At 67.1% G+C, this 24,053-nt stretch carries 21 protein-coding genes; 9 read left to right on the top strand and 12 right to left on the bottom strand.

The features are described from left to right. Window positions 1–87 precede the first annotated feature (87 nt). Window positions 88–1,752 (bottom strand): aromatic/alkene/methane monooxygenase hydroxylase/oxygenase subunit alpha, encoded by a 1,665-nt coding sequence (locus ABNQ39_RS28180; RefSeq protein WP_376964753.1) that lies wholly within the window; start codon window positions 1,750–1,752, stop codon window positions 88–90. Between the two features lie 526 nt (window positions 1,753–2,278). Here ABNQ39_RS28180 and ABNQ39_RS28175 point away from each other — a divergent pair. The 4 genes from ABNQ39_RS28175 to ABNQ39_RS28160 are packed head-to-tail and all read left to right on the top strand — an operon-like array spanning window position 2,279 to window position 5,332. Continuing rightward, window positions 2,279–2,671 carry a c-type cytochrome gene (locus tag ABNQ39_RS28175; RefSeq protein WP_376964751.1) on the top strand — a complete coding sequence of 131 codons (393 nt, stop codon included), beginning with the start codon at window positions 2,279–2,281 and terminating at the stop codon, window positions 2,669–2,671. A 33-nt stretch (window positions 2,672–2,704) separates the two neighbouring features. Continuing rightward, window positions 2,705–3,100, top strand: a complete 396-nt coding sequence (locus ABNQ39_RS28170) for a VOC family protein (RefSeq protein WP_222528308.1) — start codon at window positions 2,705–2,707, stop codon at window positions 3,098–3,100. Between the two features lie 51 nt (window positions 3,101–3,151). Further along, on the top strand, window positions 3,152–3,706 hold the full coding sequence (locus ABNQ39_RS28165) for a twin-arginine translocation signal domain-containing protein (RefSeq protein ID WP_376964749.1): 555 nt from the start codon (window positions 3,152–3,154) through the stop codon (window positions 3,704–3,706). A gap of 54 nt (window positions 3,707–3,760) precedes the next feature. Beyond that, window positions 3,761–5,332, top strand: a complete 1,572-nt coding sequence (locus ABNQ39_RS28160) for a GMC family oxidoreductase (RefSeq protein WP_376964747.1) — start codon at window positions 3,761–3,763, stop codon at window positions 5,330–5,332. A 63-nt stretch (window positions 5,333–5,395) separates the two neighbouring features. On the opposite strand, the gene ABNQ39_RS28155 is transcribed toward ABNQ39_RS28160, so the two are convergent. Then, window positions 5,396–6,031, bottom strand: a complete 636-nt coding sequence (locus tag ABNQ39_RS28155; RefSeq protein WP_376964745.1) for an SH3 domain-containing protein — start codon at window positions 6,029–6,031, stop codon at window positions 5,396–5,398. Window positions 6,032–6,272: 241 nt separating this feature from the next. On the opposite strand from ABNQ39_RS28155, the gene ABNQ39_RS28150 reads away from it, so the two are divergent. Both ABNQ39_RS28150 and ABNQ39_RS28145 read left to right on the top strand, forming a co-directional pair. Next, window positions 6,273–7,205, top strand: a complete 933-nt coding sequence (locus ABNQ39_RS28150) for a PDR/VanB family oxidoreductase (RefSeq protein WP_376964743.1) — start codon at window positions 6,273–6,275, stop codon at window positions 7,203–7,205. A gap of 34 nt (window positions 7,206–7,239) precedes the next feature. Further along, window positions 7,240–7,665, top strand: coding sequence for a PAS domain-containing protein (locus tag ABNQ39_RS28145; RefSeq protein WP_376964741.1), 426 nt, complete (start codon window positions 7,240–7,242; stop codon window positions 7,663–7,665). Window positions 7,666–7,687: 22 nt separating this feature from the next. Here the strand turns inward: ABNQ39_RS28145 and ABNQ39_RS28140 are convergent, their stop codons facing one another. Next, on the bottom strand, window positions 7,688–9,205 hold the full coding sequence (locus ABNQ39_RS28140) for an AMP-binding protein (RefSeq protein ID WP_376964739.1): 1,518 nt from the start codon (window positions 9,203–9,205) through the stop codon (window positions 7,688–7,690). Window positions 9,206–9,230: 25 nt separating this feature from the next. Next, window positions 9,231–10,088 carry a helix-turn-helix transcriptional regulator gene (locus ABNQ39_RS28135; protein ID WP_376964737.1) on the bottom strand — a complete coding sequence of 286 codons (858 nt, stop codon included), beginning with the start codon at window positions 10,086–10,088 and terminating at the stop codon, window positions 9,231–9,233. A 103-nt stretch (window positions 10,089–10,191) separates the two neighbouring features. Here ABNQ39_RS28135 and ABNQ39_RS28130 point away from each other — a divergent pair, with 103 nt between their 5' ends. Then, window positions 10,192–11,079, top strand: a complete 888-nt coding sequence (locus tag ABNQ39_RS28130; RefSeq protein ID WP_376964735.1) for an SDR family oxidoreductase — start codon at window positions 10,192–10,194, stop codon at window positions 11,077–11,079. A gap of 16 nt (window positions 11,080–11,095) precedes the next feature. Here the strand turns inward: ABNQ39_RS28130 and ABNQ39_RS28125 are convergent, their stop codons facing one another. Further along, a complete protein-coding gene (locus ABNQ39_RS28125) occupies window positions 11,096–11,872 on the bottom strand; it encodes an AraC family transcriptional regulator (RefSeq protein ID WP_376964733.1) in 777 nt (258 codons plus the stop codon). 154 nt (window positions 11,873–12,026) lie between these two features. Between ABNQ39_RS28125 and ABNQ39_RS28120 the strand changes: the two genes are divergently transcribed. Next, the gene (locus ABNQ39_RS28120) at window positions 12,027–13,223 is read left to right on the top strand and encodes an MFS transporter (RefSeq protein ID WP_376964731.1); all 1,197 of its coding nucleotides are present in this window, start codon (window positions 12,027–12,029) and stop codon (window positions 13,221–13,223) included. A 64-nt stretch (window positions 13,224–13,287) separates the two neighbouring features. Here the strand turns inward: ABNQ39_RS28120 and ABNQ39_RS28115 are convergent, their stop codons facing one another. Continuing rightward, entirely contained in the window at window positions 13,288–14,178 is an 891-nt protein-coding gene (locus ABNQ39_RS28115) for an aldo/keto reductase family oxidoreductase (RefSeq protein WP_376964729.1), read from the bottom strand. Between the two features lie 92 nt (window positions 14,179–14,270). Here ABNQ39_RS28115 and ABNQ39_RS28110 point away from each other — a divergent pair, with 92 nt between their 5' ends. After that, window positions 14,271–15,176: a LysR substrate-binding domain-containing protein gene (locus tag ABNQ39_RS28110; protein ID WP_376964727.1), complete on the top strand. Its 906-nt coding sequence runs from the start codon at window positions 14,271–14,273 to the stop codon at window positions 15,174–15,176. A gap of 7 nt (window positions 15,177–15,183) precedes the next feature. On the opposite strand, the gene ABNQ39_RS28105 is transcribed toward ABNQ39_RS28110, so the two are convergent. The 6 genes from ABNQ39_RS28105 to ABNQ39_RS28080 all read right to left on the bottom strand — a co-directional run bounded on the left by ABNQ39_RS28105 (window position 15,184) and on the right by ABNQ39_RS28080 (window position 23,942). After that, complete coding sequence (locus tag ABNQ39_RS28105) at window positions 15,184–16,815, bottom strand: response regulator (protein WP_376964725.1); 1,632 nt, start codon at window positions 16,813–16,815, stop codon at window positions 15,184–15,186. Window positions 16,816–16,824: 9 nt separating this feature from the next. Beyond that, on the bottom strand, window positions 16,825–18,318 hold the full coding sequence (locus ABNQ39_RS28100) for an ATPase domain-containing protein (RefSeq protein ID WP_376964723.1): 1,494 nt from the start codon (window positions 18,316–18,318) through the stop codon (window positions 16,825–16,827). Window positions 18,319–18,410: 92 nt separating this feature from the next. Next, window positions 18,411–21,044 carry a hybrid sensor histidine kinase/response regulator gene (locus ABNQ39_RS28095; protein ID WP_376964721.1) on the bottom strand — a complete coding sequence of 878 codons (2,634 nt, stop codon included), beginning with the start codon at window positions 21,042–21,044 and terminating at the stop codon, window positions 18,411–18,413. A 138-nt stretch (window positions 21,045–21,182) separates the two neighbouring features. Then, window positions 21,183–21,557, bottom strand: a complete 375-nt coding sequence (locus ABNQ39_RS28090; RefSeq protein ID WP_161958098.1) for a response regulator transcription factor — start codon at window positions 21,555–21,557, stop codon at window positions 21,183–21,185. 157 nt (window positions 21,558–21,714) lie between these two features. Continuing rightward, complete coding sequence (locus ABNQ39_RS28085) at window positions 21,715–22,362, bottom strand: response regulator transcription factor (protein WP_376964719.1); 648 nt, start codon at window positions 22,360–22,362, stop codon at window positions 21,715–21,717. Window positions 22,363–22,367: 5 nt separating this feature from the next. Then, a complete protein-coding gene (locus ABNQ39_RS28080) occupies window positions 22,368–23,942 on the bottom strand; it encodes a sensor histidine kinase (RefSeq protein ID WP_376964717.1) in 1,575 nt (524 codons plus the stop codon). Window positions 23,943–24,053 lie beyond the last annotated feature (111 nt).

Genomic DNA, 24,053 nt, shown 5'->3' with positions numbered 1-24,053 from the left:
TGTAAAGTCCGCAGGGGATCCCGTTCCCCCTCTCCAGCCGGAAAGGGGGCCGGAAAGGGGGGCGGACCCAAGTGAAGGGGCGGGAGATCAGACCCGGCGGATCTTGAAGCCCTTGCGGTACTCGTCCACATGCGCCTGACGCTGCTGCGGCGTCATTTCGCGGAGCGCCAGCAACGGGCTGCGGATGGTGTGGCCGCGCACATGGTCCAGTGTCCACATGTCCTTCTCCTCGAAGGACAGATGCGGCTGGGCGACCAGCGTCTTCCCGTCGGGACGGACGAAGCCCATGTCCTGGATGGCGTCGGCAAGGTCCCAGCCGTCATAGACCTCCTCCCACTGGCGCCGGCCGGAGAAGCGGCCCATCGCCGGGGTCGGGCGGCCCTGGTACTCGGCGGCGAACGCCTCCTTGTGGGTCCAGCGGTCGACCTCGGAGGCGTAGGTGAACAGCTCGCCGTCCACTTCGTCGATCTGGAAATCCTCGCGGATGACGCAGGGCACCAGGCTCGACCAGCAGCGGTGCGGATAGACGTAGCCGGTGTCGGCGAAGGTGATCGGCACGCTGCCGGGCTTGCTGAGCTTGGCGTAATTCTCCCACCAGACGCCGAACTCGTCGTACCAGCCCGGATATTTGCTCTCGAACCATTCGAAGTCGCGTTCGGTCATCGCCTCGATGCGCCAGAAATTGGCCCACCAGCCGGCGGAGAAGAACTGGGCGATCTTGTGGACGTAGTTCTTCTTGACGATGCTGTCGAAGGCTTCGTGGACGTCGTCATGGTGGATCTTGATGCCGTACTTCTCCAGCGGCAGCAGGTAGGTGCGGTAATAATCCTCGAAGATCCAGCGGTGCCAAAGCTCGGCGTAGGATTCCTTGTTCTTGTCGCGGTGCTTGGTGCCGTATTCGATGATCGTGCCGATGGCGGCGTCGACGATCATGTGGTTCTGCCAGAAGGAATAGCGGATGTCGCGTTCCAGCAGCAGATGGTTGTCCGGCTCCTTCAGCACCGACATCAGCATGGAATGGCCGTTGCCGATGTGGCGGGATTCATCGCTCTGCACCGACAGGAAGACGGTGGGCAGGGCATAATCGCCGTTGCGCGCCGCCTCCGACGGCATGGCGACGAACAGGGTGTTGGTGAAGGCGGTCTCGGCCACGACCTGGAGGTAGATGTTCGACGCGGTGATGGCGTCGCCGGTCAGGAAGGCTTCACCGAACTGCCGGCCGATGGTGGTGGCGTAGCATTTGCCGAACGCCTTCTCGGTGATGTCGAACCCGGCCGGGTCGATGTAGTTCTCCATGTACCATTTCTTGAGGTTCATCTGGATCGTCGAGTGCCGGAACTCGTCGATCATCTGCATGGTAAAGCCGGTGCGCAGATCGTCGCCGGGTGCCAACTGGCCCAACGTCGCCATCGACCGCGCCGCGGAGATCTCCGGGAAGGGGATGATCGCCAGGAACAGCTTCATCCACTCGATCCAGCGCGGCTCGACATTGCGGAACATGTCGCCGCGCAGGGCGGCGTCCAGCGCGCCATAGACGCGGTTGTCCTTCTCCTCCTGCATCGGGAAGTAGGAGCGCAGGACCTGCTTCATCGGGTCGCGCGGCGCCTTGGAGATCTTGTAGTCGGTCGGGAAGCTCATCGCCTCCTTGACGTAGGACGGCGTCCAGCCGAGATCGGCGACGCGGCGGGCCGCCTCGGTGATGCCGATGCCTTTCTGGCTGGTGATCTTGTTCAGCGTCAATCCATCCGGCATGTCGTCTCTCCCCATGATTTTGATGATGTTGATCCGGGCCTGAAGGATCGCGTCGGCCGCTTATGCCGGATGACGGGACACCGGCAGGTTCAAGGGCGGGATCATCGGCCGGACCGGGGCCGCACAGCAGCGCGGCGAAGATGGTCCGCAGCTTCAGGCTTTTTGCGACCGCCGAAGCGGGGCGGCTGCAACGCCCACCCCACAAAGCAATCGACGTGCCAGAACGCCGGAGGCAGCCGGACAAGTGATTTTAAAGAAGGTTCGCATAACGCATTGTCCCATCATGGGACGATCTGTCGCACCGGGGTTGTCCCATAATGAAACAGTTGGGACAGCGATCTCCCGCAACGCCTCACAAAACCCGCCTTTCCCCTTAAGGAGAGCGGTTTCGCGTCGCATGGCACGCCCCTTGCTCCATCCACATCGACGGTGCCGCACCGGCTGGTCCGAAGTCGCGGCGCCCAAAGGTTTCGGCCGAGATTTCGGACCAAGAATTCGGGAGGATTTTCAAACGATGAGGCATGCGATGCACGCGAGGATGTCGCCGCACCGCTGGGTGATGTTGCTGCTCCTTCTCTCCATTCCCTTTTCGCCCTTCACGAAAAAATCCGCGGCGGCGGATGGCGAGACGCTGTTCCGCCAGCAATGCGGGACCTGCCATTCGGTGAAGAAGGACGACGGGCCGCGCGCCGGACCGCCGCTGTACGGCGTCATCGGCCGCAAGGCCGGCACGGCTGACGGCTTCGAGTATTCGGACGCGCTGCGCAGCGCCGGCTTCGCCTGGGACGCCGGCCACCTGGAGAACTGGCTGGCCAACTCCAACCAGTTCGTTCCCGGCAGCTACATGAATTACCGGCAGGACGACGACAGCGTCCGCAAGAGCATCGTCCAGTTCCTGGAAGCCAATGCCAAACGCTAACGCCCTCCCCCCAACGACCTCATGGGAAGCAGCATGGCCAAGATCATCCACATGATGGTGCGCGTCCTCGACGAACAGCGGTCGCTGGACTTCTACGCCAAGGCTTTCGGGCTGGAACCGGCCGAGCGGCTGGGCTTCGACGGTTTCACGCTGATCTACCTGCGCAACGCCGAAAACGACATGGAGTTGGAGCTGACCGTCAACCATGACCGGACGGCGCCCTACACCCATGGCGATGGCTACGGCCACATGGCGGTGGCGGTGGACGATCTGGACGGCGAGCACGCCCGGCTGTCGGCCCTGGGCTTCCCGGTGACGCCGGTGAAGGAGTTCGCCCCCGGCGGCACGCTGCTGGCCCGCTTCTTCTTCGTCACCGATCCGGACGGCTACAAGACCGAGGTCCTGCAACGCCACGGCCGCTACCGATAAGTCCAAACCTCGACCCAACAACAACCGAACCATGGGAAGGAGACGTCGATCATGCGCGTTCTCGACAAACGGACACGGTTCAACCGGCGGAATTTTCTGAAGACCTCCGCCGCGTCGGTTGCGGCGGCCGGTGCGGTTTCCGGCGGGATGGTGTCGATCACGGCGATGCCGGCCTGGGCCGAAGGGCTGACCGCCATCAAGCCCGACGCGGCCAAGACCCTGCTGACGATGGTGCGCGACCTCTATCCGCACGACCGGCTGGGCGACGCCTATTACGAGAAGGCGCTGGCCTCGATGGACCAGGAGGCGGCGAAGGACGCCACCCTGGCGGGCCAGCTCAACGAGGGTGCGAAGGCACTCGACGACGCCGCGCGCAAGCTGCGCAACACTCCCTACACCGCGATCAAGGCGGAGGCGGACCGCGTCGCGGTGCTGAAATCCATCGAGACCACGCCCTTCTTTCGCAAGGTCCGCGGCGACATGGTGGTCGCCCTCTACAACCAGCCGGAGGTGTGGGCGAAGCTCGGCTACGAAGGGGCGTCGGCCGAATATGGCGGCTACATCCACCGCGGCTTCGACGATCTGGACTGGATCAAGGACGCCTGACGGCGCCGTCCGTCTGCCGCACTGAACGCCCGAAAAAATGGGGAGGATCGAGACATGGTTGCGAAATTCGCGATGGATGACGACAACGTCGTGGTGGTGATCGGATCGGGGGCCGGCGGCGGCACCCTGGCGAACGAGCTGGCCCAGAAGGGCGTCAAGGTCGTCTGCCTGGAAGCCGGCGGGCGTCACGAAATCCAGGATTTCGTGAACGACGAGTGGAAGAGCTTCTCGCAGATCTCCTGGCTGGACAAGCGCACGACCTCGGGAAGCTGGCGGGTGGCGAAGGACTTCCCCAATCTGCCGGCCTGGATCGTCAAGGCGGTCGGCGGCTCCACCGTCCATTGGGCCGGCGCCTCGCTCCGCTTTCAGGAGCATGAGTTCAAGACGCGCACGACCTACGGCGCGGTGGAGGGCGCCAACCTGCTCGACTGGCCGGTGACGCTGGCGGAGATGGAGCCCTATTACGACAAGGCCGAGTTCAAGATGGGGACGACCGGCACCAACGGCATCCCGCGCCTGCCCGGCAACAACAATTACAAGGTGCTGGCGGCCGGCGCCAAGAAGCTGGGCTACAGCGAGTTCCACACCGGCAATATGTCGATCAACAGCAAGCCGCGCGACGGCCGCGGCGCCTGCCAGCAGATCGGCTTCTGTTTCCAGGGCTGCAAGTCGGGGGCGAAATGGTCGACCCTCTACACCGAGATCCCCAAGGGCGAGGCCACCGGCAATCTGGAAGTCCGGCCGAACTCACAGGTCCTGAAGATCGAGCATGACGCGAAGGGCAAGGTCAACGCCGTGCTCTATGCCGACGCCACCGGGGCCATGCACCGGCAGAAGGCCCGCATCGTCGCGGTCGCCGGCAACTCGATCGAAAGCCCGCGCCTGCTGCTGAACTCAGCATCGGCGATGTTTCCGGACGGGCTGGCGAACTCGTCCGGTCAGGTCGGGCGCAACTACATGCGGCACATGACCGGGTCGGTCTATGGGATGTTCGACCGGCCGGTGCACATGTACCGCGGCACCACCATGGCCGGGATCATCCGCGACGAATCCCGCTTCGACCCGCGGCGCGGCTTCGTCGGCGGCTACGAGATGGAAACGCTGTCGCTCGGCGTGCCCTTCATGGCGGCCTTCCTCGACCCCGGCGCCTGGGGCCGCGACTTCAGCTCGGCGCTGGACGCCTACGACCACATCGCCGGCATGTGGCTGGTCGGCGAGGACATGGCGCGCGAGACCAACCGCGTCACCCTGCACGCGACGGAGAAGGACAAGTTCGGCCTGCCCATCCCGAACGTCAATTTCGACGACCATCCCAACGACATCGCCATGCGCACCCACGCCTATGGCCGCGGGTCGGCCGTCTATGACGCGGTGGGCGCGGTCAGGACCATCCACACCCCGCCCTACCCGTCCACCCACAATCTCGGCACCAACCGGATGAGCGCCAACGCCCGCGACGGCGTCGTCAACAAGTGGGGACAGGCGCATGACGTAAAGAACCTGTTCGTGTCGGACGGCAGCCAGTTCACCAGCGGCGCGTCGGAGAATCCGACCCTGACCATCGTCGCGCTGGCGATCCGGCAGGCCGACTACATCGCCGACCAGATGAGCAAACGGGAAATCTGACGATCCGCGAGGACCGCAAGCCTCCCGGCGTGAACGCGCCGGAGGCTTGCGGTTTTTCCCCTGTCAGCGTGCCGGGTTGAAAACCGGTCCGCTAAGTTCCGGCCCCTTCGCAGCGTCGGCGATGGTGATGACGGCCGGCCCCTGCGCGCCCAGCGTGACCGTCACCGGCTTGCCGTTGTTGTAGTTCTTCCACATCTGGTAGAGCGCCAGCGCAGCGAACATCTTGGCGTCGCGGCCGGTGTTGTACAGCCATTCCTGGGTCGGAATGACCCTCAGCGTGCCGTTGGCGCCCTGCTCCACCTTGTCGGCGAAGCGGTAGCCGAGCTGCTCGCCGATGCCGGCGACCAGACCGTCGAAGCCCGGCGAAAGCTTGCCGAAGCCGGCCGGCGCCGGCGCGCTTTCGCCGCTGCCCAGCGTGCTGGCGCTCTGCCGCTTGACGAGGTCGGAGAACAGCCAGCCCTCCTCCCCGGTGCGCAGGACGCGGACGCCCATCCAGCTGCCCTCTCGCCGCAGTTCGACCACGTCCTCGCCGCGTATGATCGTGGAACGGACCGCCGCGTCGTCGGACGGACCGGCACGCAGATTGACCTTCTCACCCGTCACCGCATGGATGTCGCCCGATGCCGCCAGCGCCGGCACCGACGCGGTTCCCGCCAACCCAAGCGCTGCAACCAGGACCATGATCGTCGACCGTGACATGACAGTTCCTCCCGTTGGGGGTGCCCGCGCACCGTTTCGCGAACAACGCACGGCGGCCGCCGGATGATCCGCCGAACCGGAATTCCACATTTCCACTTGACCTGAAGTTAGCTTGAGGTTTTAGGCTGCCTGCATTGGATCTGGCATACCAGACCCGCCGATGACACTCGCAGGCAGGATGATGAGCAGTACGCAGCCTGAAACGCCGCAGCCCTCAGCCAAGGCACCATGGACGTTGCGCGTGCACCGCCTGGACCGGATCACACCGCAGGTCCGGCTGGTCGAACTGCGCGATCCGGACGGGCGGGGGCTGCCGCCGGCCGAGCCCGGCGCCCATATCAACCTCCATCTGCCGGACGGGGCGGTGCGCTCCTATTCGCTGTGCGGCGATCCGGCGGACCGCAAGGCCTATCGCATCGCCGTCCTGAACGTGCCGGGCGGGCGGGGATCGGGCTTCGTCCATGGCGAACTGGCGCTTGGCGCCGACCTGACCATCTCCCCACCCCGCAACAATTTCCGCTTCGACGACGCGGCGCGCTACCTGTTCATCGCCGGCGGCATCGGCATCACGCCGCTGTTGCCGATGATCCGCAGGGCAGCGGAGCGGGGCGCCGACTGGGTCCTGCATTATTGCGTGCGCAACGCCACTGCTGCGCCTTTTCTCGACGACCTCCGCGCCCTGCTCCATGGCCGCCCCCATGGCCGCATCGACCTGCATGCCGCCGATGACGGCCGACGGCTGGCGGTCGACGCGTTGCTGGCATCCACCCCCGTCGATGTCCCGGTCTATTGCTGCGGTCCACAGCGGCTGATGGAGGCGGTGGCAGCCGCCGCCCGGCCGGACCAGGATGTCCGCTTCGAGTGGTTCACCCCGCGTCCGGAGCTGGTCCGCCGGGACGCCGCAGACGACAGCTTCGAGGTGGTCTGCGCGCGGTCGGGCGTCACCGTCACGGTTCCGGCGGGAACCAGCATTCTGGACGCGCTCTACGCCGCGGGCGTCGAAGTCGACTCGTCCTGCGAACAGGGCATCTGCGGCACCTGCGAGACGACGGTGCTGGAGGGGGAGCCCGACCACCGCGACAGCGTCCTGTCCGACGCGGAGCGCGCTGCCGGCAAGACGATGATGCTGTGCGTCTCGCGGGCGCGCAGCGCAAGATTGGTCTTGGATGTCTGACACTTCATCACGAAACGATCATTGGGAGGAATAGATGACCGAGGAAGATCTGCGCCAACTTGGGGTGGCGCTTTTAAACAGCCCGGCGGAGGCCATCGTCTATTCCGACCGGGAGGGTCTCATCCGGTTCTGGAATGCGGGGGCGGAACGCCTGTTCGGCTTCACCGCCGAAGAGGCGCTGGGCCAGTCGCTGGACATCATCATCCCCGAACGGCAGCGCCAGCGCCATTGGGAAGGCTATGACGAGGTGATGAAAACGGGGGTGAGCCGCTATGGCAGCGGCGACCTGCTGTCGGTTCCGGCATTGCGCAAGGACGGCAGCCGCATCTCGGTGGAGTTCACCATCGTGCCCCTGAAGGACGCGGACGGCGCCATGCTCGGGATGGCCTCCGTCATGCGCGACGTGTCCGCCCGCTTCGAGGAGTTGAAGACCCTGCGCCGTCAACTAGCCGGACGCTGATACCTCCCTTTCCCGTCTGGCCCTACCCGTCGGCCAGACGGGCGCGCAACTCACGCTTCACCACCTTGCCATAGTTATTCTTCGGCAGGTCCTCGACGAACAGGTAACGCTTGGGCCGCTTGAATCGGGCGATGCTGGCGTTGCAATGCGCGTCGAGGTCGCCGGGAGAGATTTCGCGTCCCGGTTCGGCGACGATGAAGGCGACGACGATCTCGCCCCATTCCGGATCGGGCTGCCCGGTGACACAGACCTCGGCGACGTCGGGGTGGCGCAGCAGCACCTCCTCCACCTCGCGCGGATAGATGTTGCTGCCGCCGCTGATGATGACGTCCTTCGACCGGTCGCGCAGCGTCAGGTAGCCTTGCCCGTCGAAGGACCCCATGTCGCCGGTGAACAACCAGCCGTCGCGCAGCGCTTCGGCCGTCGCCTTGGCATTGTTCCAGTATCCGGCCATCACCACGTCGCCGCGGCAGACGATCTCCCCCACCTCGCCGGTGGGCAGCGGCCGGTCGTCGGCATCCACCACCGCCACCTCGACGCCGCTGCGGGCGAAACCGACCGACCCCAGCACCGCATCGTCGTCGCTTGCATGGTCGCGGCGCCGCAGAGACGCGATGGTCATCGGCGCCTCGCCCTGGCCGTAGATCTGGGCAAAGACCGGCCCGAAAACCGCCAACGAGCGGCGCAGTTCCTCCACATACATCGGACCGCCGCCATAGACGATGGAGCGCAGATGGGCCGGCCGCCGGCCGCCGCGTTCCGCCTCCAGCCGCAGCCTCTGCACCATCGTCGGGGCCAGGAAGGCGCCGCAGCCGGGGTGACGGTCGCAGAGGTCGAGGAACTCCGCCGGCTCGAACGCGGAGGAGGCCGGGACCACCTGCCGGGCACCGCGGGCGACATAGGCCGCCATGTAGAGGCCGGAGCCGTGCGACATCGGCGCCGCGTGCAACAGGCTGCACTCCTCGTCCACCGCCTCGACATCGGCCAGATGGGCGATGGTCATCGCCAACAGATTGCGGTGGGACAGCATCGCGCCCTTCGACTGCCCGGTGGTGCCGCTGGTGTAGAACAGCCAGCCCAGCGCCTGCGGATCGGGATCGATCGGCCCGGCCAATTCGTCCCCCGCCGTCAGCGCCGCATAGCCCTCCCCGCCGATGACGATCCGGCGGCAGGACGCCGCTGGCGACCCGTCCAGCGCCTGTTCCAGCCTGGCGGCCAGTTTGGGCGAGAGGAAGACGGCGGACGCTCCGGAATCCTCCAGGATCTGCACCAATTCGCGCGGATGCAGCTTGGCGTTCACCGGCGTCGCCGCCATGCCGGCGGCCCAGATGGCGAAGAACAGCTCGACATATTCGGGCACATTTTCCGTCGCGATGGCGATGCGGTCGCCCGGCCGTCCAGACGCGCGCAGGCCGGCGGCGATCCGCAGCGCGCGGGAGCGAAGCTCGGCAAAGCTGTGAAGCTGCTCGGTGCCGCGGAACACCGCTCCGCGGCCAGGGAAACGGGCCGCCGCCTGATCGAGAAGGGAGAAGAGATTCACCGGCGCTGTTCCTTCCTGCCACCGCTCATCCGCCAGGTGCCACCGAGGTCTTTCGACCGGCCAGGGCGCGGATGCGTTCTTTAACCTGTTCGTCCAGCGGATTGTAGACCAGAAGACCGAGATCGGGGCGTCCATCGACGGCGAAGGCCGAATATTCCATCTCGACGCTGCCGAGGTCCGGGTGCTGGAGCCGTTTGAACCCCTCGCTCGGCGCGTACACGTCATTCTCGTTCCAGAACCGGGCGAAGTCGGCGCTCGTCCGGCACAGTTCGTCGACAAGATCGGCGATCTCCTTCACCGCTCCGGCCCGCGCCGCATCGACGCGGAAGGCGCCGACGAGGTGCCGCGCCATGCCCTCCCAATCCGTCTGCTTGGCCCGGATCGCCGGATTGCCGAACACCAGCCGCAGGATGTTCCGCTGGTCGGGCGGCAGCGTGCCGTAATCGGTCAGCACCACGGCGGCGGCGCGATTCCAGGCCAGCACGTCCCAGGTCGCGGTCTTGATGAAGGCCGGACAGGCATCGAAGGACTCCAGCAGCCGTTGCAGACGCGGGCTGACGCCCTGCGCCGGCCTGTAGCGCATCTCCGGCGGCCGGCCGAGCGCCAGGATGAACAGATGCTCCCGCTCCAGATCGGTCAGCATCAGGCTGCCGGCGATCCGGTCCAACACGTCGGCCGACGGCGCCCCGCCCCGTCCCTGCTCCAGCCACGTGTACCAAGTCGGGCTGATGTTGGCGCGCTGCGCCACCTCCTCCCGGCGCAGGCCCGGCGTGCGGCGGCGTCCCGCGAACCCGAAGGCCGCCGGGTCCAGCCGCGTCCGGCGGTCGCGCAGGAAGGCGGCGAGCGTGCCGGCTGGACCGGTCTGTCTAGTATCGGTCTGCATTGGCTGATCCTGGTAGCCGCTATACTAGGAAAACGTCACTACTTTAACAGGATATCACGGCGGGACAGAGTGGGGGCGACGGAATTGGAAAGGTGATAGTCCCATGCGTATTTTCCTCACCGGCGCCACCGGCTTCATCGGCCGGGCCGTGCTGTCCGAACTGCTCCAGGCTGGCCACCAAGTCATCGGCATGACCCGCTCCGAGAACGGCGCCCACGCGCTGGAGTCCGCTGGTGCCGAGCCGCATCTCGGCACGCTGGAGGATTTGGCGAGCATCCGCAGCGGTGCCGAAAAGGCCGATGCGGTGATCCACACCGCCTTCGACCATGACTTTTCGCGCTTCGTCGAGAATTGCGCAAAGGACGGCCGGGTGATCGGTGCCTTGGGCGCGGTGCTGAAAGGCTCGGACCGGCCGCTGCTGATCACTTCCGGCGTCGGCATGGGGGGTGCCGGCCATGGCCGGCTTGCCCGCGAAGATGTCTTCGACGACGGTCACCCCAACCCGCGCATCGCGTCGGAACGAGCAGGCAACGAGCTGTTGGACGCCGGCGTCACCGTCGCGGTGATGCGGTTGCCGCAGGTCCACAACACGGAGAAGCAGGGGCTGATCGCCCCGCTGATCGAAATCTTCCGCGCGAAGGGCGTCGCCGCCTACATCGGCGAGGGACAGAACCGTTGGTCCGCCGGCCATCTCGGCGATGTCGCACGCCTCTACCGTCTGGCCATCGAGAAGGCGGAGGCCGGCGCCCGCTACCATGCGGTTGGGGAGGAAGGCGTCGGGACCCGCGAGATCGTCGAAACGCTGGCCCGCGGCCTGAAGATTCCGGCGGTCTCCATCCCGCAGGACAAGGCGGCCGAGCATTTCGGCTGGATGGCGATGTTCGCGGGCATCGACATGGCGGCGTCCAGCGCCCTGACCCAGCAGACACTCGGCTGGCATCCCGAAGGCCCCGGCCTCGTCGCCGACCTGGAGGCGATGCGCTACGCCTGACCGGGCCGGCCGGAGGTCATTCGGCACCCTTCAGATAAGCGCGCGGCGAGGAACCGAGCACGCGCTTGAACATCGCGGTGAAGGCGGCGGGGTTGTCATAGCCAAGGTCGATGGCGACGGCGGTGACGGCTTCGCCCGCCACCAGCCGCGGCAGGGCGGCGGCAAGGCAGGCCTGCTGGCGCCATTCCAGAAAGCTCAGTCCGGTCTCGCGCCGGAACAGCCGTGTGAAGGCGCGCCGGCTGACGCCCAGCTCGTCGCACCAGTGCTCGATGGTCTCATGCACCGCCGGCTGCCGCAGAAAGCGCCGGCAGCGCTCGGCCAACGCCGGACTGGTCGGGAACGGCACGCTCAGCGGCTGAGCCGGCAGATGCAGCATCTCGTAGCGGACCAGCGCCATCACCGCGCCGTCGTGGCTGTCCGGATCATAGTCCGCCGGCACATCCACGGCGCGGGCGATCAGGCTGCGGATGAAGGGCGACAGCCCGACGACCTGACAGCGGTCCGGCATTCCGCCGGTCAGGTCCGGGTCCAGAAAAAGGCTGTGGGTGGTCACCGCCCCGAGCATGCGCACCTCATGCATGACGCCGGGCGGGATCCACAGGCCGAAATCGGGCGGCACCACCCAGCGGCCCTGCGGCGTCGACATGATCAGCACCCCGGTGATGCCGGAAATCAGCTGCCCCCGCCGGTGCCAGTGCAGCGGCAGCGTGCCGCCGTCTGGATAATCGTGGGTGGTGGCGAGCAAGGGCCGCTCGACGGCATCGATTTCATCGACACGGACATTCCTGACCATGGCCCGGACTCGTAGAAAACTGGCCTGACCGCGGTGGCGGGCCTTCTCAGTCGACCGTAAGCTTACGATGCAGTCAACGCAACAGTGCCGGGCCAACCGGGCCGCCGATACGCGGCCCGGACGCCCCAAGGCAGAGAGAAGAGGGCATGCCCCCGTGACCGACACCACCATGAGCCGGCCCAGCGCCAGCTCGACGGCCTTTTCCATCCTGGCCGCGATCAGCGCCTGCCACCTGCTCAACGACATGATCCAGTCGCTGCTGCCGGCGGTCTACCCGATCCTGAAGGACGAGTTCGGGCTCAGCTTCGCCCAGCTCGGCCTGCTGACCTTCGTCTATCAGCTGACCGCATCGCTTCTTCAGCCTCTGGTCGGACTTTTCACCGACCGCAAGCCGATGCCCTACTCGCTGGTCTTCGGCATGGGCTCCACCCTGTTCGGTCTTCTCACCCTGGCCTGGGCGCCCGGTTTCCCGGCGCTGCTGGCCGGCGGGATGCTGCTGGGCTTCGGCTCGTCCATCTTCCATCCGGAAGCGTCGCGCATCGCCCGTCAGGCGTCCGGCGGCGCCCATGGGCTGGCCCAGTCGCTGTTCCAGGTCGGCGGCAATCTCGGTTCCGCGCTCGGCCCGCTGCTGGCGGCCTTCATCATCCTGCCGCGCGGGCAGGGCAGCCTCAGCTGGTTCGCCTTCGTCGCTCTGGCCGGCATGGTGGTGATGGTGCGGCTGGGAAGCTGGCAGCGCCGGAACGCCAAGCCGCGCAAGGCCGGCGGCCCGGCGGCTGCGCGCCATGCCGATCTGCCGGCGGGTCAAGTCACCCGCGCCGTCGCCATCCTGATCGCGCTGATCGTGTCGAAATACGTCTATCTCGCCAGCATCACCAGCTACTACATCTTCTACCTGATCGACCGCTTCGGCCTGTCCACCGGCGACGCGCAGCTCTGCCTGTTCGTCTTCCTGGCGGCCGTCGCGGCCGGTACGGTGATCGGCGGCCCGGTGGGCGACCGCATCGGCCGCAAGACGGTGATCTGGGTCTCGATCCTCGGCATCCTGCCCTTCACCCTGGCCCTGCCCTATGTCGGTCTGACGACGACGGTGATCCTCAGCGCCGTGATCGGGCTGGCCCTGGCATCGGCCTTCCCGGCCATCGTGGTCTATGCACAGGAACTGCTGCCCGGCCGGGTCGGCATGGTGTCGGGCCTGTTCTTCGGACTGGCCTTCGGCGTCGCCGGCATCGGCGCGGCGGGGCTGGGCATCGTGGCGGACTGGAAAGGCATCGGCTTCGTCTACACCGCCTGCTCCTTCCTGCCGCTTCTCGGCTTGCTGACAATCTTCCTGCCGAATGTGGAACGCCGGTAACCGGTACCGGGACGCGGCACCGGCACGAGGGGGAGCGCAAGCTCCCCTTTGTCCATCCCGACCCTCAGGCGTCTTTCCCCAGCTTGTCCAACGCCTCCAGCGCATCGGCGGGCAGAACCAGATCCGCCGCCAACAGATTTTCCTGCAGATGCTTGACCGACGAGGTTCCCGGGATCGGCAGGATGTTGGGCGACCGGTTTAACAGCCAGGCGAGCGCCACCTGCATCGGCGTCGCCCCGAGCCGGCTGGCGACATCGGACAGCAGGCCGGACTGGATCGGCGAGAAGCCGCCGAGCGGGAAGAAGGGCACATAGGCGATCCCCTTGGCGGCGAGATCGTCGATCAGCGCATCGTCCGCCCGATGCACCAGATTGTAGTGGTTCTGCACGCAGACGATCTCGCAGACGCGGCGGCCTTCCTCGACCTGCCGCGCCGTGGCATTGCTGAGCCCGATATAGCGGATAAGCCCCTGCTGCCGGAGTTCGGCAAGGACGCTGAGTTCCCGCTCGACCGGCCCTTCCGCCGGGGCGTGTCCATGGTCGCCCCACAGACGCATGTTGACGACGTCGAGCACGTCGAGTCCAAGATTACGCAGATTGTCATGCACCGCCTGCCGCAACTCTTCCGGCGAGGATGCCTGAAGCCAGGAGGCGTCCGCGCCGCGCCGGGCGCCGACCTTGGTCACGATCAGCAGATCGTCCGGATAGGGCGCCAGCGCCTCGCGGATCAGCTGGTTGGTGACATGCGGACCGTAGAAGTCGCTGGTGTCGATGTGATTGACGCCGGCCTCGACGGCATGGCGCAGCACGGCGATGGCCGCATCGCGGTCCTTCGGCGGACCGAAGACACCGGGACCGGCCAACTGCATGGCGCCATAGCCGAGCCGGCGGACTGTCTTGCCGCCGAGGGTGAAGCTGCCGGATTTATCGATTTTGGTCTGGGCGGGGTTTGACACGATGATCTCCTTGATGGCTTGACCACTCTAGCCATCGCCCGCCTGTCCGATTAGTCTGCACAATCAGGACAGCCCGTGCGGAATTCCGAACAATGCAGCATGATTTGGGGGATCTGAACGCCTTCGTCGCGGTGGCCCGCGCCCGTGGTTTCCGCGAAGCGGCGAAGGCAGGCAACGTCAGCGCCTCATCCCTCAGCGAAGCCGTGCGGCGGCTGGAAGGACAGCTCGGCGTCAGGTTGTTCAACCGAACCACCCGCAGCGTGGTCCCGACGGAAGCCGGCGAACGCCTGCTGGCCCGGCTGGAGCCCGCCCTGCGCGAGGTCGATGCCGCCCTCGATGTGGTGAACGGCTTCCGCGACCGGGTGGCGGGCACTCTCAGGCTCAATGTGCCGGTCAGCGCGGCAAGGCTGGTCCTGCCATCGATCCTGCCGGCCTTCCACGCCGCCTATCCCGATATCCGGGTGGAGGTGATGGGCGAGGACAGCTTCGTCGATGTCCTCGCCGCCGGATGCGACGCCGGCATCCGCTACGACGACCGGCTGGAACAGGACATGATCGCCGTTCCCATCGGTCCCCGCCGCCAGCGCTTCGCGACCGCGGCCTCCCCCGCCTACCTCGATGCACACGGCCGGCCGGAGCATCCCCGCGACCTGATGGCCCACAGCTGCGTGCGCGGACGTTTCGCCAGCGGTGCGATGCCGCTCTGGGAATTCGAACGCGACGGCGAAGCGATCCGCCTCGACCCGACCGGACCGCTGGTCGCCGGACCGGGCGGCATCATGGACCTCGCCATCGATGCGGCGGTTGCGGGCGTCGGGGTCTTTCAACTGTTCGAGCAGTGGCTACGCCCGCATCTGGACAGCGGCGCGCTTGAACCCGTCCTGGAATCCTGGTGGCCGTCCTTTTCCGGACCGTTCCTCTATTACCCCGGCCGGCGTTTGGTGCCGGCCCCGCTCCGGGCCTTCCTGGATTTCATCAGGACCGCCCCCATCGCCTGACAAGCCGTCACTCCGCCAGCATGGCCGCCAGCTGCTCGGCGATCTGGTTCGGCGAGAAGGGCTTGCGCAGCAGGCGCACGGCCTCGCCCAGATCAGGCGTGTCCGCATAGCCGGTGACGATCAGCGCCGGCAATCCGGGGCGCAGGGTCCGCACAGTGCGCACCACCTCGGCCCCGTTCATGCCGGGCATGGCAAAGTCGGTGACCAGGGCGTCGATCTCCGCACCCTCTTGCAGCAGGGCCAGGGCAGTTTCCCCGCTGTCCGCCTCGATAACGTGATGGCCCTGGCTTTCCAGCAGCGCCATCGTCCCCATCCGCACGATGGCGTCGTCCTCCACCAGCAGGACGGTGCGGCCTTCGCCGCGCTCGACTTCGGCAGCCGTCCGTGCCGGCCAGTCGGCGACGGCTCGCACGCTCGGCAAATAGAGGGTGATCGCGGTTCCGCCGCCGAGGCTGCTGTCGATGTGGACGCCGCCGCCGGACTGGGTCGCCATGCCCTGGACCATCGACAGCCCCAGCCCCGACCCCTTGTCGAGCGGCTTGGTGGTGAAGAAGGGTTCGAACACATGCGGCAACACCGACGGGTCGATGCCGGTGCCGGTATCCGCCACCCGGATCGCCACATAGGTCCCGGGCCGCAATTCCGCCGGCCCGGCCACGGAACTGCCCGTTTCTCCATCGCCGATTTCAGCAACGGAAGCGGTCAGCGACAGCCGCCCGCCGCCTGGCATGGCATCGCGGGCGTTGATCGCAAGATTCAGGATGGCGGATTCGAGCTGTGCCCGGTCGATCAGCGCCGCCGGAAGTCCGGGCGGCACCTCGATCGTGACGCTGATCTGCCCGCCCAGGGAGCGCTCCAGCAGGGAACTCATGCCGGTGAGCAGGTCGCCGAGATCGGTCGGCTCCGGCATCAACGTCTGGCGCCGTGCGAAGGACAGCAGCGACTGGGTCAGCCGCGCACCGCGCTCGATGGAGCGGTTGGCCGCCTCGAAGAGCTCGCGCGGGGTGCCGTCGGGCACGGTGGGGGCCAGAACGGCAAGGCAGCTGACGATGCCCTGGAGCAGATTGTTGAAGTCATGCGCCACGCCGCCGGTCAACTGCCCCAGCGCCTCCATCTTCTGCGCCTGATGCAGCTGCTCCTCCGCCCGCCGGCGGTCGGCCATTTCGGCTTGCAGGGCCTGCGTCCGCTCGGCGACACGCTCCTCCAACCGGCTCGACGCCTGGGTGATCTCCTGAAGATGGCTGCGGGTCCGGTACTGGCGTTCCCTGCTGCGCAGCGCCGCCTGGGCCGCACTTTGCAACGCCTCGCGGTGCAGCGGCCGGTCCAGCAGCGTGACATTGCCGAGCGACTGGAAGAACGCCTGCCTGCCCCGCCCGGCCTGCCGGCTGCGCCGCGACGTCAGGATCACGATGGGCAGGTCCGACCAGCGCGGCTGCGCCTCCAGCCATGCGGTCAGCGGGTCGATGTCGGTCAGCACACCTTCGGAAAGCATCAACGCCCCGACATCGTCGCCAAGGCTGCGGCAAAGCTCGGGCAAATCGGTACAGGGCTGCGTCGCCAGACCGATTTCCGCCAGGACCGAACCGATCACTTCGGCATCCCGCCCTTCAGGGGCCAGGACAAGGATGGACCCGCGCATCGGCATCGATCACCCGGTCTCGGACGAGGTGCGGAGCAGAGGTTCCGCCGAACCGTCATATTCCGGCACGCCCGTCAGCACGCCACGGAAATCCATCAGCTGCGGCCCGACCTGCATCCCATCCGGGAACAGCCGGAATTCGCGGATCGACAGTTCATGGACACCGGTGCGCTTCTTCACCACCGAAATTGCCTTGCGCACCTCTCCCCCGGCCTCGAAGAAGCGCAGCAGGACAACGGTGTCGCTCATGAAGGACAGATCGATGGGGTTCTGCACGTCGCCGATGATGCCCTGCTGGGCCAGGATCAGGATGGTCACCACGCCCTTGTTGTTCAGGTACGTCAGCAGCTCATGCATCTGAAGCGAGAGCGCCTTCTCTTCCGGCATGGTGCTGAGATAGGAGTTCAGGCTGTCGATCACCACGATGCCGGCGTTGCGGTCCTCAACCTCGCGACGCACCTGCCAAACGAACTGGCCGGGCGACAAGCGCGACGGATTGGCCCGGTGCCAGCCGACACGGTTCTTTTCCACTGCCTCTTCGATGTCGATGCCGAGTGCGATGCTGCGCAGTTGCAGCGTCTTGAAAGTCTCGTCGAACGAAAAATATGCCGCATGCTCGCCACGCTTGACCGCGGCGGTGACGTACTGGAGCGCAATCGAGGATTTGCCGACCCCCGATGGCCCCACCAGCATCGTCGTGGTGCCGTGCGTCAGTCCGCCGCCCATCAATTCGTCCAGGGTGGGCAGGCCGCTTTCCATCCCGGTCTGTTCGAAATCGCTTTTGTGCTCTTCGGCGATCAGGCTGGGGAAGACCAGGACATTGGTCTTCGTAATGGCGAAATCATGCCAGCCGCTCTGGTACTCCGCCGCCCGCATCTTGGCGATGCGCAGCCGCCGCCGCGCGGCACCATAGGTGCGCTCGATCTGCTCCAGCACGATCACGCTGTGAGCGAGGCTGTGCAGATCGCTGGCGCCGTCCTGATGGGTCAGGTCGTCGAGGATCAGGGTGGTGCAGCGGCGCCCTTGCAGAAACTGCTTCAGGGCCAGGATCTGACGGCGGTAGCCGAGCTGGTCCTGGGCAAGCAGCCGCAGTTCCGACACCGTGTCGATCACCAGCACTTCCGGATTTTCCTGCTCGATCCGCTCGATGATCAGACGCACGGTCTCGCCAAGCTCCACCTCCGACGGGTAGAGGACGCTCTGCTGGCGATCCAGCTGCGCCTCGATGGGCACGATGTCGAAGACCGCAAAGCCGTCGAGCGACCAGCCATGACTGGTGGCGGTCGCTTCCAGCTCCTTGGCGCTCTCCGACAGGGTGATGTACAGCCCCTTCCTGCCGTCGTCGCGCGTCTGGATCAGAAGCTGCAAGGCAATGGTGGTCTTGCCGGTGCCGGGGGCGCCCTCCAGAAGATGTATTCGACCGCGCGGCAGCCCGCCGCGCAAAACCAAATCGAATTCGGGAATTCCGGTCTGAAGTTTCTCGGTCGGGATGGGCGTGGGCACCAACTGCTCCTTAAGGTCCATGTCTTCAGACAAACACGGTGCAGCGGAAATGTTCCGCCGGAGCTTGGGCGCGGCTTAAAAATTGGTGTGGGTCACAGGGTGGCCGAAGGCGGTTCGGCGGTATCGGCGACCGGGATGCGGACGTCCCCTTCCGCCGCCGCCAGACGGCGGCCGAGTGCCGCGGCGAGGCTGCGGGGAGTGACCGGCTTGTGCAGCAGGTCGAAGCCATGGGTGAGCGCGTCGTTCTGCGGCTCCGTGCCGATTTCCCCGGTGACGATCAGGCCGGGGATGTCCGCATCGTGCATGTCCCAGATGCGGAGGATCGCCTCCGTTCCGATGCGCTTGTCCCGCAGGCGGTAATCGACGACGAGGATGTCCGGCCGGCGGCCGTCCAGCGTCAAGCGCTCCACCGCGATGTCGGTCGAATCCGCAGTGATCACATCGAATTTCCATGCGTGCAGCAGGCTTTCCATCCCGGCCAGCACGATGGGGTCGTCGTCCACCACCACCGCCAGCCGCCGCCCCTCCCGCTCCGGCGGTGCCGGTGCCATTTCCACAGGGACCGTCTCCCCGGATAACGGGGCAGGGGCAGAAGCTTCTGCCGCCAGCGGCACCGCGATGCTGAACAGCGAGCCCTGGCCGGGATCCGAACTTACGGTGACGGGATGGTCCAGCAGGTCGGACAGGCGGCGGACGATGGCGAGCCCAAGGCCCAGGCCCTGGTTGCGGTCGCGTTCAGGGTTTTCGACCTGATAGAGTTCCTCGAACACCCGGTCGATCTGGTCGGCCGGGATGCCGCGGCCGGTGTCGTGGACACCGATCAGCAGATGGTCGGCCGCCACATTGCAGTCGACCGAAATGCCGCCGCTGTCGGTGTAGCGGATGGCGTTCTCCACCAGATTGCGCAGCATGCGGCCGAGCAGGACCCGATCGCTGCGGATGGCGGCATGGCAGGGCTGAACCCGCCAGTCCAGGCCCTTTTCCTGTGCGACCGGGGCATAGGCGTCGTCCAGGCTCCTCAACAGGTCCGAGATACGGAACTCCTCGAACTGCGGCGCCACGATGCCGGCGTCGAGCCGGGAGATGTCGAGCAGGCCGTCCAGCAGCCCTTTGAGGATTTCGAGCCCGTGCTGGAGGCGCCCGAGTGCATCGAGACCGGGGCCGTCGCCCAGATGCGGGCGGAGCACCTCGGCGAACAGCAGGATCGACTGCATCGGCTGGCGCAGATCGTGGCTGGCGGCGGCAAGGAAGCGGCTTTTGGACCGTCCGGCCTCCTCCGCCGCGTCGCGGGCGCGATGGATGTCGTGGATGTCGACGGCCCCGCCGAACCACGCGACGATGCGTCCGCCATGGTGGATCGGGTGGGTCCGGCTGAGGTGCCATCTGTAGGCTCCGTCGGCCCGGCGCAGGCGCAGTTCGTACGCATGCGCCGCACCGGCGGCGATGGCCGCTCTCCGAACCGCCTGGATGCGCTCGACGTCCTCCGGATGCAGATCCCCCATCCGGTTCTCTTCGTTCGTCATTCGGCCGGTGTAGGCCCGGAACGCGGCATTGACATATTCCAGCGTGCCATCGGGCCGGTTCACCCACATCATGTGCGGGGCGTTCTCCACCAGCGCACGCGAGCGCTCCTCGCTGGCCCGCAGCGCGGTGGACGCTTCCTCCTTGGCCTGCATCTGCCGGCCGAGATCCTCGACCAGCCCATCGAAGGCCAGCCCCAGCCGGCTCATCTCCGGCCCGTCCACCGCACCAACGTGAGCGGAGCGGTCGCCGGCACGCCAGCGCTCGGTCGCCGAGATCAGTGCCGCGACCGGCCGATAGATGTGCCGCCTGGCGATCAGGAACGCCGCCAGCAGGCCGAGCAGCAGCGTAGCGGCAATCCACACCAGCGACCGCGTCAGCGCGGCGTCGATGCCGCTCATCGCCGCGTCATGGTCGATGCCGACCGCGACGAAGATGTGCCGGACCCCGGCCGACAGCGGAACATAGGCGAACACCCGCTCCACCCCGTCGATCCCCATCAACTGGGCGGTCCCGACCGCATCGGCATCAAGCAGAGGACGGAAGCGCGGCGGCAGCGCAGTGCCGACGGCCCCCGGCCTCGCAGGGGCATGGGCCAGTACGATGCCGTTGCCGTCGGCGATCATCAGCGCGGCATTGTCGGGAAGCGGGTGTTCGGAGAGGTAGCGTTCAAGCCAGCCAAGATCGATCAGCGCCGTGACCACGCCGATGGTCCGGCCGTCCTCACCGGTGCGGCGGATCGGCAGGCCGAACGGCATCGCCGGCTTGCCGCTGTGCCGCTGCCGGATGAACTCGCCGACGGTAAAGCCGCCGCTTTCCAGGGCGGAGCGGACATGCATCCGGTCGGCAATGGCCCGCCCGCGCAGAAGCGGGTCGGTGGAACAGAGAATGACCCCGTCCTCGCCGGTCAGGTTGATCGTCAGGTAATCCGGGATCCGCATGGCCGTGCGCGTCAGAAGCGCCTGGCATCCCGTCGCGTCGAGGGTCTGCGCCGACGTGGTTTCCGCCAGCAGTTCCAGCATCTGCCGCACGCCTTCGACCAGCCGCTGCTGCTCGCCGCCCAGCAGGCTGAGCAGTTGCTGCGCATGCTCGTGGATCTCATCGGAGCGCTGGCGGCGCAGGTCGATCTGGTTCCAGACCTCCAGCGCGCAGATCGGCACCAGGGCCAGCGTCACGAGCAGCAGCAGGCGGGTCAGGAAGCTCATGGCGTCCTCGTTCCGATTGCGGCCCACGTCCTGAGCCCGACCACAATTCTGTGGGATGCGACCGCCATGCCCCGTCTCCCGACCGGCCCTGCTGCATACATAACCGTTCGGGAGGCCGAATGCTGCCGCTCTCTGGCGTTACCCTGCGGCGATGGCGCGGTTCAGGGAGGCGATCAGGACATGGGCGTCGACCGGCTTGCCGAGCACGTCGCAGGCACCGCCGCCCAGCGCGCGCAGCCGGGTGGTCTCGTCGGCATAGGAGGTCATGAACAGGATCGGCGGATGCCCGCCGCCCTCTTTGTTCAGCCGCTCCTGCAACTCCAGCCCGGACAGGCCGGGCATGCGCACGTCCAGGATGATGCAGGCAATCCCCGTCCGGTCGGCCAGCGCTAGGAAATCCTCGGCGGAGACGAAGGGCCGGCAGCGGAAACCGACCGACCGCAGCAGGTCGTCCAGCGCCTCGCGGATCGCCTCGTCGTCATCGACCACCGCTATCAGGGGTGCGTTGGACACGTCGTGATGCCTTGATCGGATCGGGAACTGAATGAAAACGCCAGTCACTGGCGTCACACGCATCCTATCCGGATGGGGCAGGTAGCAGATACCACACCTAGGTCTAGAGGCGGACAGCCGGGCCGGACGCAGGACCGGCGCGCCCGAACCGTAGCCGTCACTCCTCGTGGTCGAGCACCTCCACCTTGCGGACGAGGTCGGCGACGGAGCGCACCTGCATCTTCCGCATCACCTTGCCGCGGTGGAGCTTGACCGTCACCTCGCTGATGCCGAGGTCGCCGGCGATCTGCTTGTTCAGCCGGCCCTTGACCACCTCCGCCATCACCTCGCGCTCGCGCGGGGTCAGCGTCGCCGCCAGCGATTCCACCGTCATCGTGGCGGCCCGCTGGCTCCGCCGTGACCGGTCGCGGGCAAGCGCGGCATCGACCGCGTCCAGCATGTCCTGGTCGCGGAAGGGCTTGATGAGGAAATCGGTCGCGCCGGCCTTCATCGCCCGGACCGACATCGGCACGTCGGCGAAGCCGGTCATGAAGACGATGGGCAGCGCGATGCCCAGGCTGTCCAGCCTCGTCTGGAACTCCAGCCCGCCCAGTCCAGGAAGCCGCACGTCGAGGATCAGGCAGCCCGGCCGGTCGGGGACCGCCGCCGCCAGCAGCTCCGCGGTGCTGCCGAAGGCCCGGCTTTCGATGCCGACCGATTGCAGAAGGTCGACCACCGCCTCCCGCATGCCGGCATCGTCATCGACGATCAGAACCAGCGGATCGTCCTTGGCTGACCCGGTCGGCGGGGCGGTATTCTGGGCCATGGCGGTCAGTCCTCTCGTGCCGCGGCCAGCCGTTCGGCCGGCGCTTCGGTGGACGGCGTGGGTGCCGCCGGTATGGTGAACTCGAACACCGCCCCGCCGTCCGCATGGTTGTGGGCGGTCAGCGTGCCGCCGCAGGACTCGATGGTGGACCGGCAGATGGCGAGGCCCATCCCCATCCCGTCGGGCCGGGTGGTGAAGAAGGGGTCGAACAGGCGGGCATGGCTGGCCTCGTCGATGCCCCTGCCGCGGTCGCGCACGGCAACCCTGACCTGTGCCCCGCCGTCCAGGCTGCCGATGGCGACGGTCAGTTCGCGCCGGGGGCTGTCCGCCTCCGCCATGGCGTGCAGACCGTTGGTCACGAGGTTGACCAGCACCTGCTGCAAGCCGACCCGGCTGCCCAGCACCGGCGGGACGGAGGCGAAGTCGGTGACCAGAACGGCCCCGGCCCCCGACAGTTCGCGCTCCAGCAGCAGCGCCACCTCGATCACCAGTTGGGACAGGTCGATGGTCTCGTCGCAGTGGGTGTCCTTGACCAGCATGCCGCGTGTCCGCTGCACGATGTCGGCGGCGCGCCGCCCGTCGCGGACGATGCGGTCGGCCGCCTTCGCGGCGGTTTCGATGTCGGGCCGGTCGCGGCGCAGCCAGCGCAGGCAGGCCTGCGCATTCAGCACGATGGCACCAAGCGGCTGGTTCAGCTCATGGGCGATGGAGGCGGACAGCGCGCCAAGCGTGGCGGCGCGCGCGGCGCGCGCAAGCTCTGCCTGGGCCGCCAGCAGCGCCTCCTGCGTGCGTTCGCGCTGGGTGATATCGACGACGCCGACCACCACCTGATCGAAGCCGACGCCGTCGTCGGGAAAGCTGATGCCCAGCAGCACCGTCAGGGTGCGCCCGTCCGCCGCGATCAGCTGCGCCCGCCCTTCGAAGCGGTCACGCTTCTCCCAAAGCGCTAGCAGGACCTGAAGCATCGCCGGATCCTCGGCCGGCAGATAGCGGTCGAGCGGCCCCAGCACCGCCGGCCGGCCGGCCGCCCCCAGCAGTTCCACGGTGGCGTCGTTGACGTTGGTGGTGCGGATCAGCGCGCCCATCCCGCGCGCCCAGCCGGGATCGGCCTGCGCATGGGCGGCAAGGTCCGTCACCCCGCGTGCCCGCAGGGCGTCGAGCGCCGCCGTCACCGCGGTGAAGTCCTGCTCCCAAAGGGAAATCCGCGCCTGTTCGAACATTCCGCGGTGGCGTTTCTCGCTGCGCGCCAGCGCAGCGTTGGCCCGCAACAGCAGCGCGCGCGACTCATGGTCCCGCACCAGCAGCGCGCCGGTGATCAGGATGGCCGCCAGCGACACGCCGCAGCGCAGGACCGAAGACAGGTCCATGTCCTGCCAGTGCGACAGGAAGAAGGACAGCACCGCCAGCAGCGCGCAGCCGGCGGCCACCCGCAGGATGCCCCGCCGCGACAGGGCAGTGGCGGCCAGCAGGAGCACCAGCACATAGAGGACGGCGATGGCGCTTTCGATGTCGGTGAAGGTGTCGACGAAGAACACCGCCAGGGCCAGCGGAATCGACAGAAGACCGAGACGGCGCTCCATCGGCTACCCGCTGGCCGGCGAACCGCCCCATGCCGCGTCGCCCTTCGCACCGCCGTCCGCGCCGCCCATACGCCAGTCTCCAACCCCTCGCCATGCCGTTCCGGCTCCCGG

Source organism: Azospirillum sp. A26, from assembly GCF_042604635.1.
In the GTDB taxonomy this organism is placed as follows: Bacteria; Pseudomonadota; Alphaproteobacteria; order Azospirillales; family Azospirillaceae; genus Azospirillum; species Azospirillum palustre.
This window is presented reverse-complemented; position numbering and strand designations above follow the sequence as displayed.